The sequence below is a fragment of the Streptomyces sp. Ru62 genome, from assembly GCF_002920615.1.
Taxonomy (GTDB): Bacteria; Actinomycetota; Actinomycetes; order Streptomycetales; family Streptomycetaceae; genus Streptomyces.
On sequence record NZ_PQSU01000002.1, the window covers coordinates 376,951 to 392,006 of the forward strand.

The 15,056-nt window shown below is 73.9% G+C and carries 10 protein-coding genes; all 10 read right to left on the bottom strand.

Annotated features, from left to right (window positions below):
• Position 1: 1 nt before the first annotated feature.
• Positions 2–1,675, bottom strand: a complete 1,674-nt coding sequence (locus C3492_RS04135; protein ID WP_103810331.1) for an FHA domain-containing protein — start codon at positions 1,673–1,675, stop codon at positions 2–4.
• 34 nt (positions 1,676–1,709) lie between these two features.
• A complete protein-coding gene (locus C3492_RS04140; protein WP_103810332.1) occupies positions 1,710–3,053 on the bottom strand; it encodes a VWA domain-containing protein in 1,344 nt (447 codons plus the stop codon).
• A 115-nt stretch (positions 3,054–3,168) separates the two neighbouring features.
• Positions 3,169–4,803, bottom strand: a complete 1,635-nt coding sequence (locus C3492_RS04145; RefSeq protein WP_103810333.1) for a protein phosphatase 2C domain-containing protein — start codon at positions 4,801–4,803, stop codon at positions 3,169–3,171.
• A 3-nt stretch (positions 4,804–4,806) separates the two neighbouring features.
• Positions 4,807–7,272, bottom strand: a complete 2,466-nt coding sequence (locus tag C3492_RS04150; RefSeq protein WP_103810334.1) for a serine/threonine-protein kinase — start codon at positions 7,270–7,272, stop codon at positions 4,807–4,809.
• The gene (locus C3492_RS04155) at positions 7,269–8,549 is read right to left on the bottom strand and encodes a hypothetical protein (RefSeq protein ID WP_103810335.1); all 1,281 of its coding nucleotides are present in this window, start codon (positions 8,547–8,549) and stop codon (positions 7,269–7,271) included. Before C3492_RS04155 ends, C3492_RS04150 begins: the two co-directional genes overlap by 4 nt.
• A gap of 41 nt (positions 8,550–8,590) precedes the next feature.
• Positions 8,591–9,622, bottom strand: a complete 1,032-nt coding sequence (locus C3492_RS04160; protein WP_103810336.1) for a glutamate ABC transporter substrate-binding protein — start codon at positions 9,620–9,622, stop codon at positions 8,591–8,593.
• A gap of 14 nt (positions 9,623–9,636) precedes the next feature.
• Positions 9,637–11,085: a hypothetical protein gene (locus C3492_RS04165; RefSeq protein WP_181140185.1), complete on the bottom strand. Its 1,449-nt coding sequence runs from the start codon at positions 11,083–11,085 to the stop codon at positions 9,637–9,639.
• Between the two features lie 196 nt (positions 11,086–11,281).
• On the bottom strand, positions 11,282–12,736 hold the full coding sequence (locus tag C3492_RS04175) for a cytosine permease (protein ID WP_181140186.1): 1,455 nt from the start codon (positions 12,734–12,736) through the stop codon (positions 11,282–11,284).
• A gap of 72 nt (positions 12,737–12,808) precedes the next feature.
• Complete coding sequence (locus C3492_RS04180; protein ID WP_103810339.1) at positions 12,809–13,795, bottom strand: N-acetylglucosamine kinase; 987 nt, start codon at positions 13,793–13,795, stop codon at positions 12,809–12,811.
• A complete protein-coding gene (locus C3492_RS04185) occupies positions 13,786–15,051 on the bottom strand; it encodes a 6-phospho-beta-glucosidase (protein ID WP_103810340.1) in 1,266 nt (421 codons plus the stop codon). Before C3492_RS04185 ends, C3492_RS04180 begins: the two co-directional genes overlap by 10 nt.
• Between the last annotated feature and the right edge of the window lie 5 nt (positions 15,052–15,056).

The following is a 15,056-nucleotide window of genomic DNA, read 5'->3' on the forward strand; positions in this document are numbered from 1 at the left end:
GTCAGCCCCGGCGGACGGTGATCGTCGTCCAGGCGCCCACGTGCACCCGGTCGCCGTCCTGCAGCGGGACCGGCACGAACGGCTGGATGGGCTCCTCCGACATGTTGACCGTGGTGCCGTTCGTCGAGTTCTGGTCGACGACCGCCCAGCTGCCGTCCGGCTGCTGCACCAGCACCGCGTGCTGGTGCGAGACACCCGGGTCCTCCGGCGGCACCGACAGGTCGATGTCGGGGGTGTCGCCGGTGGAGTGCCGGCGGCGGCCGATGGTGACCTGGTTGCCGGTCAGCGTGCGCTGCTGCTCGGGCGAGTACGCGGGCAGGTTCAGGCCCGCGGCCTCGGGGCCGGAGCGCTGCATCATCGCCATGAAGTACTCGCGGTCCGGGCCGATGGTCGCGGTCCAGGTGGTCGACCGGGGGGCCTGCGGCGCGTGCGGACCCTGCGGCGCCTGGGGGAAACCGCCCGGTCCGCCAGGTCCGCCAGGTCCGCCCGGTCCGGGCGGGGTCTGAGTGCCGCCGGGCTGCGGGTAGCCGTAGCCGCCGCCCTGACCGCCGGGGCCGGTCGACGACGGCGGGGAGATCACCCAGTCGTCGTCGGCGGCCGGGGGCCGGCGGGTCTCGCCCGGGAACGCGGGCGGGGCCGACGCACCGGACTGCTGGAACGCCTGCGGGGCACCGCCGGGACCGCCGGGCGGCGGCACCGCACGCGAGGGGTCACCGCCGAAGCCGGAGGGGCCGGGCGGAGTGGGACCACCGGGACGGGAGGGCTCACGCCCGAAGGGGGAGGGGCCCTGGGACCCCGGACCCTGACCCTGCCCCGGACCGCCGCCGAACCCGGACGGGCCACCGGAACCCGGGCCACCGGGACCACCGGGGCCACCGGGGCCCTGGCCCGGACCGCCGCCGAAGCCGGACGGGCCGCCGGCGCCAGGTCCCTGCCCGGGACCGCCACCGAAGCCGGACGGGCCACCGGGACCACCCGGGCCACCGGAACCCGGGCCACCGGGACCCTGCCCCGGCACCGTGCCCCGGCCACCGAAACCGCCGGGACCGCCGGGACCGGACGGGTTGCCGGCACCCGGGCTCTGACCCGGACCGCCCTGACCCGGACCGCCCTGACCCTGGCCGAAGCCCTGCGGCGCCCCCGACGGGCGCTGGTTGCCCGCGCCGAAGGGGGGCGGGCCCGAGGGGCCGGGGGAGGTCGGCGGGCCGGACGGGGCACGGTCGCCGCCGAACGGCGTCGGGCCCGACGGCTCGCTGTGGAAGGACGGGAGCGGCTCGGCGGGCCGGTTCACCTGCGAGGGCCGCGAACCCTGGTACTCGTACCCGTCACCCCCGCCGTACGTCGAGCTCGGCGGCTGGAACCGCGGCTGCGCGGGGCGCGGGGCGGCCGGGGTGTAGGAGGTCGCCGTGTTGGTCAGGAAGTTCCACCGGCACTCCTCGCAGAACGGCGCGCCGCCCTCGCGGGGCGTGCGGCACTGCGGGCACAGCTCCGGTTCCGGGTCGGAGCCGCCGGCCGGGTGCGGCCGGGCGCCGGCCGGGCCGCCCTGCGGGGGCGGGAAGCCGTAACCGCCCGGGGGCGGCGGAGGGGGCGGAGGTACGGCACCGGCCATGCGGTGACCGCAGACCTCGCACCAGTCGTCGGAACCCGACTGGTGTCCGTTCGGGCAGGTCGGCATGTCGGTGCTTCCCCTTCTCCTACGCTTCCGAGGGTCACTTCTTCACACGAACAGTCTTGGTGGACCGGGTCTCCAGAGTCATCTCGTCCGCCTCCGCGACCCTCGTCTTCAACCGCACAGTACCTGTCACGGCGTCGACCACGTCCACCACCTTCGCAAGCAGTTTCGCAGTATCCGCGTTCCCCGAGGCGTTCGCGAGCTGAACCGCGCGCCCCAGTTTGGCAGTTGCTCCATCGAAATCCCCCGCTTTGCGAAGGTCCAGGCCCTTCTGGATGGCTTGCGCCAGTTCGGCCTGCCCGGTGTAGTGGGCGACTTGGGGGCTGATCGCGGTGGAGGCGGCCATGTCGTCGGTCCACACGGCCCGTACGAGGCCCTGCGCGCCGAGGTTCTGGGCGGTTCCGTCCGGTTGCGGAACCACGAGGGAGACCCGTGCGGCGAGCATCTCCTGGCCGAGCCCGGCCGGCGGGACCGTCAGGCACAGGTGGTAGTCGCGGGACTCGTCGCCCCAGGAGCCGGTCGGGTAGTCCCCGGCGCGCGGCCCGGCCTCCGTGCGACGGCCGGTCAAGTCATCGACGGTGGGGGCGACTTGCTTGACGAACCGGATGGCCGTGCCGACCGGCGTCCACACCCGCAGGGAGACGTCGGCGACCTCCTTGCCCATCGCCGTCTCCATCATCCGCGTGAAGTCGGCGGCCAGACCGGCCGGGTCGGCGACGATGTCGGCGGTGCCGAGCAGCGCCGAGGCGATCCCTGTGACTTCTTTCACTTCCCAGTCGGTGCCCACACCCCGCGCGTCACAGGTGAACCGGCCGGCGCACGCGTCCAGCGTGGCCCGCAGATCCTCCGCCGACTCGTGTTCGTTGCGGCCGTCGGTGAGCAGGATGCCGTGCCGGATGGTGACGTCCGCCGCGGACAGCAGCCGGTCGGCGAGCCGCAGCCAGGTGCCGATGGCCGTACCGCCGCCCGCGCTCAGCCGGCGCAGCGCCTGCTTGGCCTGCTCGCGGGTGGTGGCGTCGGCGACCGCGAGCCGCCCGCCGCCCGGATAGACCTCCTTGGCCACGTGCGTGCCGCCGATCACCGCGAAGAGGGTGCCGTCGCGCAGGGTGTCGATCGCGGCGGCCGTGGCGTCCCGGGCGCCCCGCATCTTGGTCGGCGGGTAGTCCATCGAACCAGAGCAGTCCACCATGATCGCCACGGCGGCGGACGGCCGCCCGCCCGGCGGGTACACCGGCGCGGAGACCGCGCTGCCGAGGGTGCCGCCGCCGGTCGCGGTCACCGTGACGATGGCGTTGACCTCGCTGCCGCCCTCGGGCAGGTACTCGTTCTGGTAGACGTCCACCGAGAACCGTGGCACGTTCGGCTTCGCGAAATTGGCCATGCTCGCTCACATCCCCCTCGGACACCTCGCCGACGCGAGGCGACGACTGTGAGCGGACCGGTCCCCTCCGGTCCGCCGCGGCTTCCCCGTGCCGTTCCCCCGTCGGATACGGCCCTCAGGCCGATCCTGCCCCCTGCGACGGCACCGGGAACGGCAGGACCGCCACTGTTACGTTGTCGTGGCCCCCGCCGTCCAGGGCGTGGCCGACCAGCACCCGTGCGCTGTGCAGCGGGCGGGTCGCCGCGTCGGGCGGGACGACCTCGGACATCTCCTCCGCCGTCTCGGCGTAGTTCCACAGTCCGTCGGTGCACACCACCACGACGCCGGGCCGGTCCGGCTTGAACGACGCGGTGTGCGGCTCCAGTTCGTAGGCGTCCGCGCCGAGCCAGCCGGTGATCGCGTGGGCGCGGGCGTCGGCGTACGCCTCGGCCTCGCTCATCAGGCCGGCCGCGACCATCTGCGCGGCCCAGGAGTCGTCCTCGGTCAGCCGGGCGGGCGGGGCGGCGCGGTCGGTGGGCACCCAGTAGACGCGGCTGTCGCCGACCCAGCCGACGACCAGCAGCCCGGGGGTGACGACAGCGCCGACGATCGTGCAGGCCGGCGCGTTCTGGTGCGGGGCGTGCTCACGGGCCGTGGCGGGCTCCTCGGCGAGCGCGTTGACGGCCTGCGCGGCGGCGACGATCGCCTCGTGCATCGCCGCCTGCGGATGGGTGCCGCGCGGCAGCGCTGCCAGCAGTGTGTCGCCGGCCGCCCGGGAGGCGGCCAGGGAGGCGTCGTCCGGGCGGGTCGCGGAGGACACGCCGTCGCAGACGATCGCCAGCGCGGCCGGGGTGCCGTCGGGCAGCGCGGTGTGGCCGACGGCGAAGGCGTCCTCGTTGCGGTGGTGGCGCAGGCCGCGGTCGCTGACGGCGGCGACCGGTCCCGACTCCCGCTCCACGTGGTCGCGTTCGCGCGGCTGGGCGTGCCCGCAGTTCTCGCAGTACCCGTCGCTGTCCACCCGGCCCGCCCGGCAGGCCACGCAGAGCTGCGCCGGGTCGGCCGGTGCGGAGGCCGACCGGGGGTCCGGCGCCTGCAACGGGTACTCATCGGGCTCGTCCGGCCGGTCGAACCGCACGCCGGAACCGGAGGAATGCCCCGCACCGCCCTCATGCCCGCCCGGCTCCGCGCCACCCGGGACGGCACCGCTGTCGTCCGAGGGCAACGGCACGCCGCCCGGGCCGGACCCGGCCTCACGCGCCGCCGACGGCGCACCGCCCGGGGCGTACCCGGACCCCGGCCCCGGCGGCGGTGTGCCGCCCGAGGTGCTGTGGAATCCCTGGCCGGTCGGCGACGAGCCGCCGGGGGCGGGCCCGAATCCCTGCCCCGCCGGCGGTACGGCGCCGGGTGCCTGCCCGGACAGCCGCGCGGCAGCCGGGGCGGACCCGGACTCCTGCCCCGCCGGGGTGGTGGCCCCCGGGGCGGCGCCGGGTCCCTCGCCGGACAGCGGTGTGCCGCCCGAGTCGGTGCCCGGCAGGTCCGTCGGGAGGTGGGGCGCGGGGGAGGCCGCGGGACCGGGCGGTCCGGAGGTGGGCCACGCCGTGCCCTCCCCGGGGCCGGGGCCCGTCATGGTCAGCGTCGGATGGTCCTGCGGCGGCGCGGACACCACCGAAAGGTCGTATCCGCACGCTCCGCAGAACAGGTCACCCGACTCCACGGGCTCCGCGCAGCTCGGGCACTTCGCCAGTGCGGCCTGCTGGGGCATCTGCGACATCGACTACACCCACGTCCGGGGACGGTAACGGTTGGCCCGTTCCACCAGCTCGATCCTCTCATCGCCGCCGGGCGCCAGCCGGGCCAGCGTGCGGTAGGCGCGCTCCAGGCCGAAGCGGAGGCCCCGCTCGTCCAGACCGCTGCCCAGCAGCACCCGGCCTCCGGCGGCGGGCCCGGTGCCCTGGCCCCCGGAGAGTATCCAGTCCAGCGCGCAGCCGAGCACTTCCGCCGACAACAGCTCGCGCCGCGCCGGGTCCAGGCCGTACGCCTGGAGTGCCTCGACCTGACCGGCGGCGGCCGTCAGGTCGTCCAGGAACGGTACGTCACCCGCGCTCGCGGTGCGCTGTCTCAGCCGGGCCCGTACGGCGGCGACCCGGGCGGCCGTGTAGTGGATGGAGGACTCCGGGACCGACTCCAGCGTCGTCACGGCACCCCGCCGGTCCCCGGTCGCGAGCTGTACCCGGGCCAGCCCGAACGCGGCGCTCACGAAGCTCGGGTCGGTCGTCCACACCAGGCGGTAGTACTCGGCCGCGTTGTCCAGCTGGCCCAGCACCTCGGCGCACAGGCCGAGCGCCAGCTTGGGCGCGGCCTCGCCGGGAAAGGCGTCGTAGATCGCGTCGAAGGCGAGCGCGGCATGCTCGAAGTCCCCGGTGACCAGCGCGGCCACGCCCCGGTACCACACCACCCGCCAGTCGTCGCGCTGTTCCTCGTCCAGCTTGGCCAGGCTCATCAGCGCGCCCTGGTGGTCGCCGCTCTCCAGCCGGGCGCGGATCTGCCGGAGCCGGGTCTCCACGGTCTGCGCGGGCGCCGCCGCCAGCGCGCTCATCAGCTCGGCCGGCGCCGAGGCCATCAGGCCCGCCAGGAAACCGGCGTTGGGGTCGTTCGGGTCGACCAGCGGGACCGGCAGGGCGAGCGCGGCGGCCGGCGTGTCGACGGGCCTGACCAGGGCCGGCGGCGGAGGGGCGGGAGTGGTGGGAGCCTTCCGCACCGGCCGGGCACCCAGCCGGGACACGTCCCCGTGCAGCCGGGGGAACAACTCCGTGTCCGTGACCTTGGTCTCGGGCCCGAACAGCGTCGACAGCGCGGGCCGCGCCCGCCCGGACTGGAGCGAGACGACCTCGCGCAGCACACCCGTCAGCTGCTCGGCCATCTCCTGAGCGGAGGCGAACCGGCGGCCCGGATCGGGGTCGGTGGCCCGCACCAGGAGCCGGTAGAAGGACTCGTAGCGGCGGAAGACCTCGATGGTGTCGGGGTCGGGCAGGGAGTCGGCGTAGACGTTGGTGTAGCCCTGGAAGTCGAAGGTCAGCACGGCGAGCGTGCGGGCCACCGTGTAGAGGTCGCTGGCCACGGACGGGCCGGACTCGGCGACCTCCGGGGCCTGGTAGCCCACCGTGCCGTAGATCGCCGACTCGTCGTCGTCCATCCGGCGGACCGCGCCCATGTCGATCAGCTTGAGCTGGTCCTCGGTCTGGATGGCGTTGTCGACCTTGAAGTCGCAGTACAGCAGGTTGCGGCTGTGCAGATGGCCGAGCGCCTCCAGCGCCTCGATGCCGTACGCGCACGCCTGCTCCACCGGCAGCGGGTCGCGACGGCCGTCGGGCGCCCGGCGGGCGTTGGCGATCTCCTTCAGGGACTTGCCGCCGACGTACTCCATGACGATGTAGCCGTCGAGGGAGCCGGTGCGCTGGTCCAGGTGCTCCACGAAGTTGTAGATCCGCACGATGTTGGCGTGCTCGATCTCCGCGAGGAACCGCCGCTCGGAGATCGCCGCGGCCATCGCGTCCTGGTCACCGGTGTCCAGCAGGCCCTTGAGCACCACCCACCGGTCGGAGACCGCCCGGTCCACGGCCAGGTAGATCCAGCCCAGCCCGCCGTGCGCCAGGCAGCCCGCGACCTCGTACTGGCCGTGCACGATGTCCCCGGCCCTCAGCTTGGGCACGAAGGAGTAGGGGTGCCCGCACTTGGTGCAGAAACCTTCCGTGCGGCCCGGGCGGTCCCCCCGGGCCCGGCCGACCGGCGCCCCGCAGTCCGACCGCGAGCAGAAGCGCTTCCGCTCCGGCACCTCCGGGTTCTCCAGCACCATCGCGCGCGGGTCGGGCCGCGGCACCTGCGGCACCGAGACCAGCCCGGCGCCCAGCCGCCCCCGCGAGGAGGCCCCGGAGGACGAGCCCGAGCTGCGCACCGACACCGAACGGCCCGTGGACTTGCCCGACAGCGACCGGGACAGCCGCCCGGACACCGAGCGGCGTGACCGCGACGACTGCGAGGTCGTGCGCGCACTGCGCGAGCTGCGGGAACTGCCGCTGTCGGACGCCCCCCGGGCGACCCCGGTGGGCGGCGAGCCCACCATGCCGGTCGTCGAGACGACCGGCGCGAGACCGCACGTGTCGCAGTACAGCTCGCCGCCGCCGACGTCCTCGTACGTCCCCTCGCAGCCCGGCCGCTGGCAGCTCTGCCCCGGCTGACTCATGACTCGTCCCCCTTACGGTCCTCCGGCGCGCTCGCGCTGCCGAGCAGTTCCGCGGCCGCCTGCTGGTAGCGCAGCACGGCCTGCTCCGCCACGCGCAGGTCGCAGGGCGCGCTCCACAGCATGCGGCGGGCCGCGTCGTACCGCTCGACCAGCAGCGGGTCCTCCGCGAGACCGTGCCGGGCGACCTTCGCCTTGTACGCGTCGAGCCGGCCGCGCAGCTCGGCGCGGACCGCGAGCGGCGCGGTGACCGCGGTCAACGACTCGCGGGCGCGCAGCAGTTCGTCCTCCGCCTTCTCCTCCAGCGACTCCAGCAGCGGGGAGAGCCGGTGCCACTGGGCCTGCCTGCGGTACTCGGCAGCGGTCGCCAGCTGCTCCTGGAGCGCGGTCGGGGGCCCGCTCACCACCGGCACCTCGGTCGCGGCGATCTTCGCCAGCACCTCACCGCGCGCGGTACGCGCCTCGGCCAGGGTGCGGTCCGCGCGCGAGAGCACGTCCCGCAGCCGGATCAGCCGCGCCTCCGCGTCCTGACGGACCGTCAACACGGCGTCGATCTCCCGCCGCACGTCCTCCAGGGCGCGGGCCTCACGGTCGTACACCGTCGTGTCCGGGCGTCCGCCGCCGGGCGCCGCACTGCCCCCGGCCGGCACCCAGAAGGCGAGCGGGTCGGAGACGACGTCCTCGCGCAGTCTGGTCAGCGTGCGCGTGATCCGCTCCAGGTCGTCACCGGCCGGGTGCTCGCCGGGGCGCACCCCCACCGAGTGCGCGAGCTGCCGGGTGCGCTGGAGTTCCGCGGCGAGTAAATCGATCCGCGCGGGCAGCGCCGACCAGACCGCGTCGGCGGCGACGATCATGTCCAGGCTCGTCGCGTACAGCTCGTTCATCCGGTCCACCAGCGCGGACAGCGAGAACGACTCGCTCAGCCTGCCGTTCCCACCGCCGGGGACGGTCACGGACTCGCCGCGCAGCACCTCGGTCAGCTCCGCCAGGTCCTCCCGGCTGGACCAGCGGCGCCGGGCGCGGATCTCGCGGGCGCCGCGCAGCGCGGCGGTGTAGGCGTCGAAGTACGCCCACAGCCGGGTGATCCGCTCCTCCGTGGCCTGCCAGCGCTCCTGGGTGACACCGGTCAGCTCCGCGCCTTCGAGGAGTCTGCGGCCCGCGTGGTCCTGCAGGGCCAGCAGCGAGGTCTCGATGGCCTCGTGCTCCTGGCCGAGCCGCGCCAGCGCACGGTCCACCTCGTCCCGGTCCATCACCGGCCCGGCGGGGTCCGTGACGCCCATCGATCACCTCTCGCTTGCTGTCTGTTCCGGTCGGATACGGCTCAACTGCTGCGCAGGTACCGCGGCGCGGGCGGCTTCGACGCGGCCGAGTCCTTGCCCAGTGTCGCCGACAGCCAGTCGTCGTACGACGTCTGCCAGCCGTGTGCGCGGTAGTCCACCAGAACGCGGTTGACCCGGCGTACCAGATCGCCGGCGTCCTTCTTCATCGCCACGCCGTAGTACTCGGTCGTGAACGGCCCGCCCTTCAGTTCGACGGTCGGGTCCTGCGCGGCCTGGCTCGCGGCGAGCGCGCCGTCGGTCACCACCGCGTCCACTTCCCCGAGTTGCAGCCGGACCAGGCAGTCCAGCTGGTTCGGCACGGTGGTGGACAGGTCGGTGGTGGCGGGCAGCCGGCCGCCCTTCTGGTCGGCCTCCAGCTTGGCGAGGGCGGTCGAACCGGCCGCGGTGCACACCTTCTGGTGCGCCAGCGAGCCGTCGTAGCCCGTGATCGGGGAGGACTTGGGGGCGAGGACCTGCTGGCCGGTCTTGAAGTAGGGCGCGGAGAACGCGACCTGCCGCAGCCGGTCACAGGTGATCGTCATGGTGCGGACGACCATGTCGACGCGTCCGTCCTCGATCGCCGGGATGCGCTGGTTGGTCGGTATGGCCTTGAACTGCACCGCGTCCGGGTCCCCGAGGATGTCCTCGGCGATCCGGTGCACGAGGTCGATGTCGAAGCCCTCCAGCTGTGCGCCCTCGGTGTTGGGGTTGCGGTAGCCCCAGCGGTAGCTGTTCTGGTCGACACCGACGATCAGCTTCCGCTTGGCGCCCGTGCGTGCCTTGATCGCGTCGATCGTCGGACCGTCCGCGCCGGACGGCGCCGGCGTCCGCTCGTGCGCCTCGGCGTCCACGCACGCGTCGGCGCGGGCCTGGGTGCCGGTGACGGCCTTCTGCCCGGCCTGCCGCGGGTCGTCCGGTGTCCGCTGGGTGCACGGCAGCAGCAGAACGAACGCCAGCGCCAGCGCGCACAGCACCGCCATCGCGGCGACCCCGCCCCAGCCTCGCAGGACGGACCGCGCACGGCTCAGGTCCATCGCCTTGCCCCCTGTCACCGGTACTCCGAAAGTCTGCGGCCGATGCCGGCGACGGCGCCGGCCGCGCCCAGCACCGCGAGGACGGCGGCGCCCTCCGGCAGCCCGGTCATGGCGTCCCGCCCGTCCCCGGCCGCCCGCTGGAACTCGGCCCGCTCATGGGCGATGGCCCGGGCCAGGCTGCGGTCGACGCCGTCGAAGCACTCGGCGGTCGCGCCCTTCGCGCCGATCACCTTGTCCAGCGCCTGCTGGTAGTTGCCGTTCTCGTCCTCGGCGCGGGCCGTGGCGTGGCGCTGCTTCCACACCGCCATGTCGCCCTCGGCGGCCTCGACCGGTGCGGTGCCCTTCTGGTCGTCGGCGAGCCGCGCCGCCTCGGTCAGCGCCTTGCCGAGCACGGCGATGTCCTTGTCGAAGTCGCGGTAGTAGGCGTCGTACGTCGTGCCGTCGACCGTGACGGTCTCGGCGCCGCGCGCCACCAGGCTCAGGTTCTCGTTGCCGCGCGCCTTGAGGGAGGCGATCCGGGCGTCGTGGAGCACGTTGAGCGAGCGGATGCCGTGCTCGTACGAGCCGTCGAGCCCCGACCGGGCGACCGTGTGGCCCACGACCAGCCACAGCAGGACGACGGTCGTCGCGGCGCTGGCGGCGACCAGGCCGTGGTTGAGGACGCGGTGGGTGCGCCGGTACGTGCGGTGCTGGGCCCAACCGAGCGCGGCCAGCGCGAGCAGCCCGAGCCCGATGGCGGCCCACGGGTACGGCGTCGCGTCCGCGTAGTCCGCGTCGAGCCGCCGGTTCTCCGTGCTGTAGAGGTCCTCCGCGGCCGGGAGCATCTCCTTCTGCATCTTCTCGTTGGCGTACCGCAGATAGGCGCCGCCGACCGGATAGCCCTGCCGGTTGTACGTCCGGGCCCGCTCGATGAGGCCCTTGTACTCGGGCAGCAGCCGGTTCAGCTCGGCGATGGTCTGCTCGGAAGCGGAGCCCGGCTCGGCGTTGGCGGCGGCGGTGACGAGCCCGGCGGCGGCGGTGCGGATGTCCTTCTCGTAGCTGTCCCTGGACTGCGCGCTCTCCTGTCCGCCCGCCAGGAAGCCGCTGGAAGCGGCGGTGTTGGCGTCGGCCAGCGACCGGTAGATGCCGGCCGCGCCGTAACTGAGCGGCTGGCTGCGGTGCAGCACGTCGTCGGCGGCGGCCGAGCGGGCACTGGTCTGCCAGGCGGTGACCGCCCCGAAGGCGACGACCAGCAGCGCCAGGACGGCACCGATGATCCGCAACCGCCCCGGCTCGGTCGTCGCGGCGGCCCGCAGCCGCTCGGCACCCTCGGCGAAGGCGGTCCGGCGCGCGGGCGGCACCCCCGGACCGACGGCCGCGGGGAATCCGGGCGGACCGGGCTGGGCGGGGATGCCGGGGACGCCGGCCACACCGGCGGGCCCGGCCGGCGGTGGTGCCGCGCTGCTCTTCGGCGGGTGTGTCACTCGACCTCCCCCATGGTCATCCGTACGCCGCCCAGTATCACCGCCCGCACTGACATTGCGCACCGGCCTTCACTGGATCTTGATCGGATCGCAGCGTGCCCGGGGGCGCGTACCGGCGGACGCACCACCCCCCGTGCTGGAACACGCTGGTGACGGGGGATCGGTTCCCCGTGCGACGGGCCGGCCGGGGACGGCCTCACGGCTCGCGGTGCTCGTGGGCGGCCTGTTCCAGGGCCGCCGCCTCCGCCTCCGCCAGCCGGGTCTCCGCCGCCACGTCGATCGAGCGGGTCAGCCACCAGTACAGCAGGGCGCTGACGGGGAGGCCGACGAAGAGGGAGATGTCGGCGCCGCCCAGCGCCCTCGCGGCGGGACCGGTGAACAGGGTGCCGACGGAGAAGAACGGGACCATGGCGGCGAAGCCGACGAGGTAGGCGATGATGCCGTGCCAGCCCCAGCGTCCGTAGATGCCGTGCGGGTTGAAGATCTCGGCGATGGCGTAGTGCCCGCGGCGCACCACGTAGTAGTCCATGAGGTTGACCGCGGTCCACGGGATGAACAGGTAGAGCACCAGGAGCAGGAAGTTCTCGAAGTTCGCCAGGAAGTTCGACGTCGCGGCCAGGGCGCCGACCAGGGAGAGCGCCGCGGTGAGGCCGAGGGTGACCAGCCGCACGGCGAGCGTCGGCCGGACGCGCTTGAAGGAGTCGATGGCGCTGATGAGCGTGAGGGATCCGCCGTACATGTTCAGCGCGGTCACCGAGACCAGGCCGAGGGCCGAGAACAGCAGCACGACGGCGCCGAAGCCGGTGAACACCTTGTCGCCCGCGGCGTCGATCGCCGGGATCGTCTGGAAGGTCTTCGGGCCCGCCCAGGCCGCCAGCAGCGCCCCGAGCACCATCAGCCAGATGCCGCCCAGCGCGGAGCCGAAGTAGGTCCAGTAGAAGGTCTTGCGGACGGTCACGTCCGGGGGGAGGTAACAGGAGTAGTCGGAGACGTAGATGGCCCAGCTGATCTGGTAGCCCGCGACCACGCCGAACTGCGCGAGGAACGGTGTCCACCGGAAGCCGCCGAGGTCGAAGGAGCCCGCCGGGTAGTGCAGGGTGACCAGGACGCCCACGGTGAAGATCCCGAAGATCACCAGGAAGGTGTACGTCAGGATCCGCTCGGCCTTGTGGATGATGTCGTAGCCCACCAGCGCGATGACGAGCGCGACGACGGTCACCACGACGACCCACAGCTTGATGCCGCCGTGCAGCGTGGTGTGCAGGGATTCGGCGGCGAGGATGCTGTTGAAGACGTTGAACCCGGCGTACTGCACGTAGGCGAACAGCCACACCAGCAGTGCGCCGACGTAGCCGAACTGGGGCCGCGACTGGATCATCTGCGGCAGCCCGAGCTGGGGTCCCTGGGCGGAGTGGAAGGCCATGAAGAAGGTGCCGATGACGGTGCCGGAGACGATGGCCAGCAGTGACCAGATGAGGTTGCCGCCCTGGGTGATGCTGACCAGCCCCACCGCCAGGGTGGCGATCTGGGCGTTGGACATGAACCACAGCGGGCCCAGGTGCCAGAGCTTGCCGTGCCGCTCGTCCAGTGGGACGTAGTCGATGGACCGGACTTCGAGACCGGACACTCTTGGCTCGGCTGATGTGCTCATGACGCCTCCCGAGGTAGGGCCCGCACCTCTGGTCACATTGTTGCCCCGCTCCGCGCCCGGGACGACCCAGGATCAGCCCGCCTCCCAGTGACCCCGCGCCCGCTCCTGCGCCCCCGCGTCCGCCCCCAGCCGGTCCAGGCCCAGCAGGACCGCTCCCAGCACCGGGCTCGCCGTCACCACGCGGACGTCGGCCTTGGGGGCGCGGGCCGCCAGCAGGGTGCGGACGGTGTCGTTCAGCTGGGGGTGGCCGGCGGTGAGGACGCTGCCGCCGAGGAGGACCGGGGTCTCCTCGTCCAGCAGGTCCAGGCGGGTCAGGGCGACCGTGGCCATCACCGTGACCTCCTCCGCGAGCCGGGTGACGATCGCGCGGGCCACCGGGTCGCCGTCCGCCGCCGTGGCGAACAGGACCGGGGTCAGCTCGTGCCGGCGGTCGTGGTCCAGGTGCTCCAGGTGCAGCGCCTCGATGAGGGCGTACATGGTCGGCAGGCCGAAGTGCGCGGGCAGGGTGCGGGCCAGCGACGTCGGTCCGCCGCGCCCGTCCTCCGCCCGGGCCGCGTGCCACAGGGCCTCCTCCGCCAGGCCCCAGCCGCCGCCCCAGTCGCCGGAGATGCGGCCGATGGCCGGGAAGCGGGCGGTACGGCCGTCGGGCCGCATGCCCACGCAGTTGATGCCCGCGCCGCACACCACCGCCACCCCGCGCGGCTCGGCGACGCCCGCGCGCAGGATCGCGAAGGTGTCGTTGCGGACCTCCACCGACGCGCCCCACGCGCGCGCGTGCAGCGCGGCCGCCAACTGCTCCTCCTCCACCGGTAGATCGGCGTTGGCCAGACAGGCCGCGACATGGCTGACGGAGGTGACCCCGGCGTCCGCGAACGCCCGGGCCACCGGTTCCGCCAGCGCGTCCAGCGCCGCCGTCACGCCCACCGCGGGCGGCCGGAAACCGCCGCCGCGAGCGGTGGCCAGCACTTCCCCGGCGGCCGTGACCACGGCCACGTCGGTCTTGCTGTTGCCCGCGTCGATGGCGAGGACCGTCAGGGGGTCGGGTGCGGTCAGGCCCACGCGAGGTGCTCCCGGTTGTGTGCGATCAACTGGTCGGTGAGGGCGTCGGCGTACGCGTACTGGCCGATCAGGGGGTGGGCCAGCAGCGCGCGGAAGACACGGTCCCGGCCGCCGCGCAGGGCGGCATCCAGGGCCAGGTCCTCGTAGGCCGTCACGTTCGCGATCAGGCCCGAGAAGAGCGGGTCCAGGCCGGGCACCGGGAGCGGGACCGGGCCGGTCGGGCCGACCGCCGCCTGCACCTCGATCACCGCGTCGTCCGGGAGGAAGGGCAGCGTTCCCCGGTTGAGCGCGTTCACCACCTGGTACGGGCTGCCCCCACCGCCCAGCAGGGCCGCCGCTAGGTCCACGGCCGCCTCCGAGTAGAAGGCACCGCCGCGCTTGGCGAGCAGGGCCGGCTTCTCGTCCAGGGCCGGGTCGCCGTACATCGCCAGGAGTTCGCGCTCCATCGCCGCCACTTCGGCCGCCCGTGACGGCTTGGTGCGCAGTTCCCGGACGACCTCGTCGTGCGCGTAGTAGTAGCGCAGGTAGTAGGAGGGGACGACGCCGAGGCGGTCCAGCAGGGGGCGGGGGAGGCGGACGTCGTCGGCGATGGCCTCGCCGTGCTCGGCCAGGAGCTTCGGCAGGACGTTCTCGCCCTCCGGTCCGCCCAGACGCACACCGGTTTCCCAGGTGAGGTGGTTCAGGCCCACATGGGCCAGATGCACATCCGCCGGGGCCGCGCCCAGCAGGGCCGCGAACTTCCGCTGGAAGCCGATCGCCACGTTGCACAGGCCGACCGCCCGGTGCCCGGCCTGGAGCAGGGCGCGGGTGACGATGCCGACCGGGTTGGTGAAGTCGATGATCCACGCGCGCGGGTTGCTCCGGCGGACCCGTTCGGCGATGTCGAGGACCACCGGCACCGTGCGCAGGGCCTTCGCCAGGCCGCCCGCGCCGGTGGTCTCCTGGCCGATGCAGCCGCACTCCAGCGGCCAGGTCTCGTCCTGCTGCCGGGCCGCCTGGCCGCCGACGCGCAGCTGGAGCAGGACGGCGTCGGCGCCGTCGACCCCCGCGTCCAGGTCGGACGTCGTGACGATCCGGCCGCCGTGGCCCTGCTTGGCGAAGATCCGCCGGGCCAGGCCGCCGACCAGCTCCAGGCGGTCCTCGGCCGGGTCGACCAGGACCAGTTCCTCGACGGGCAGGGTGTCCCTGAGCCGCGCGAAGCCGTCGATGAGTTCCGGTGTGTAGGTCGAGCCGCCGCCGACCACGGTGAGTTTCATAGCCA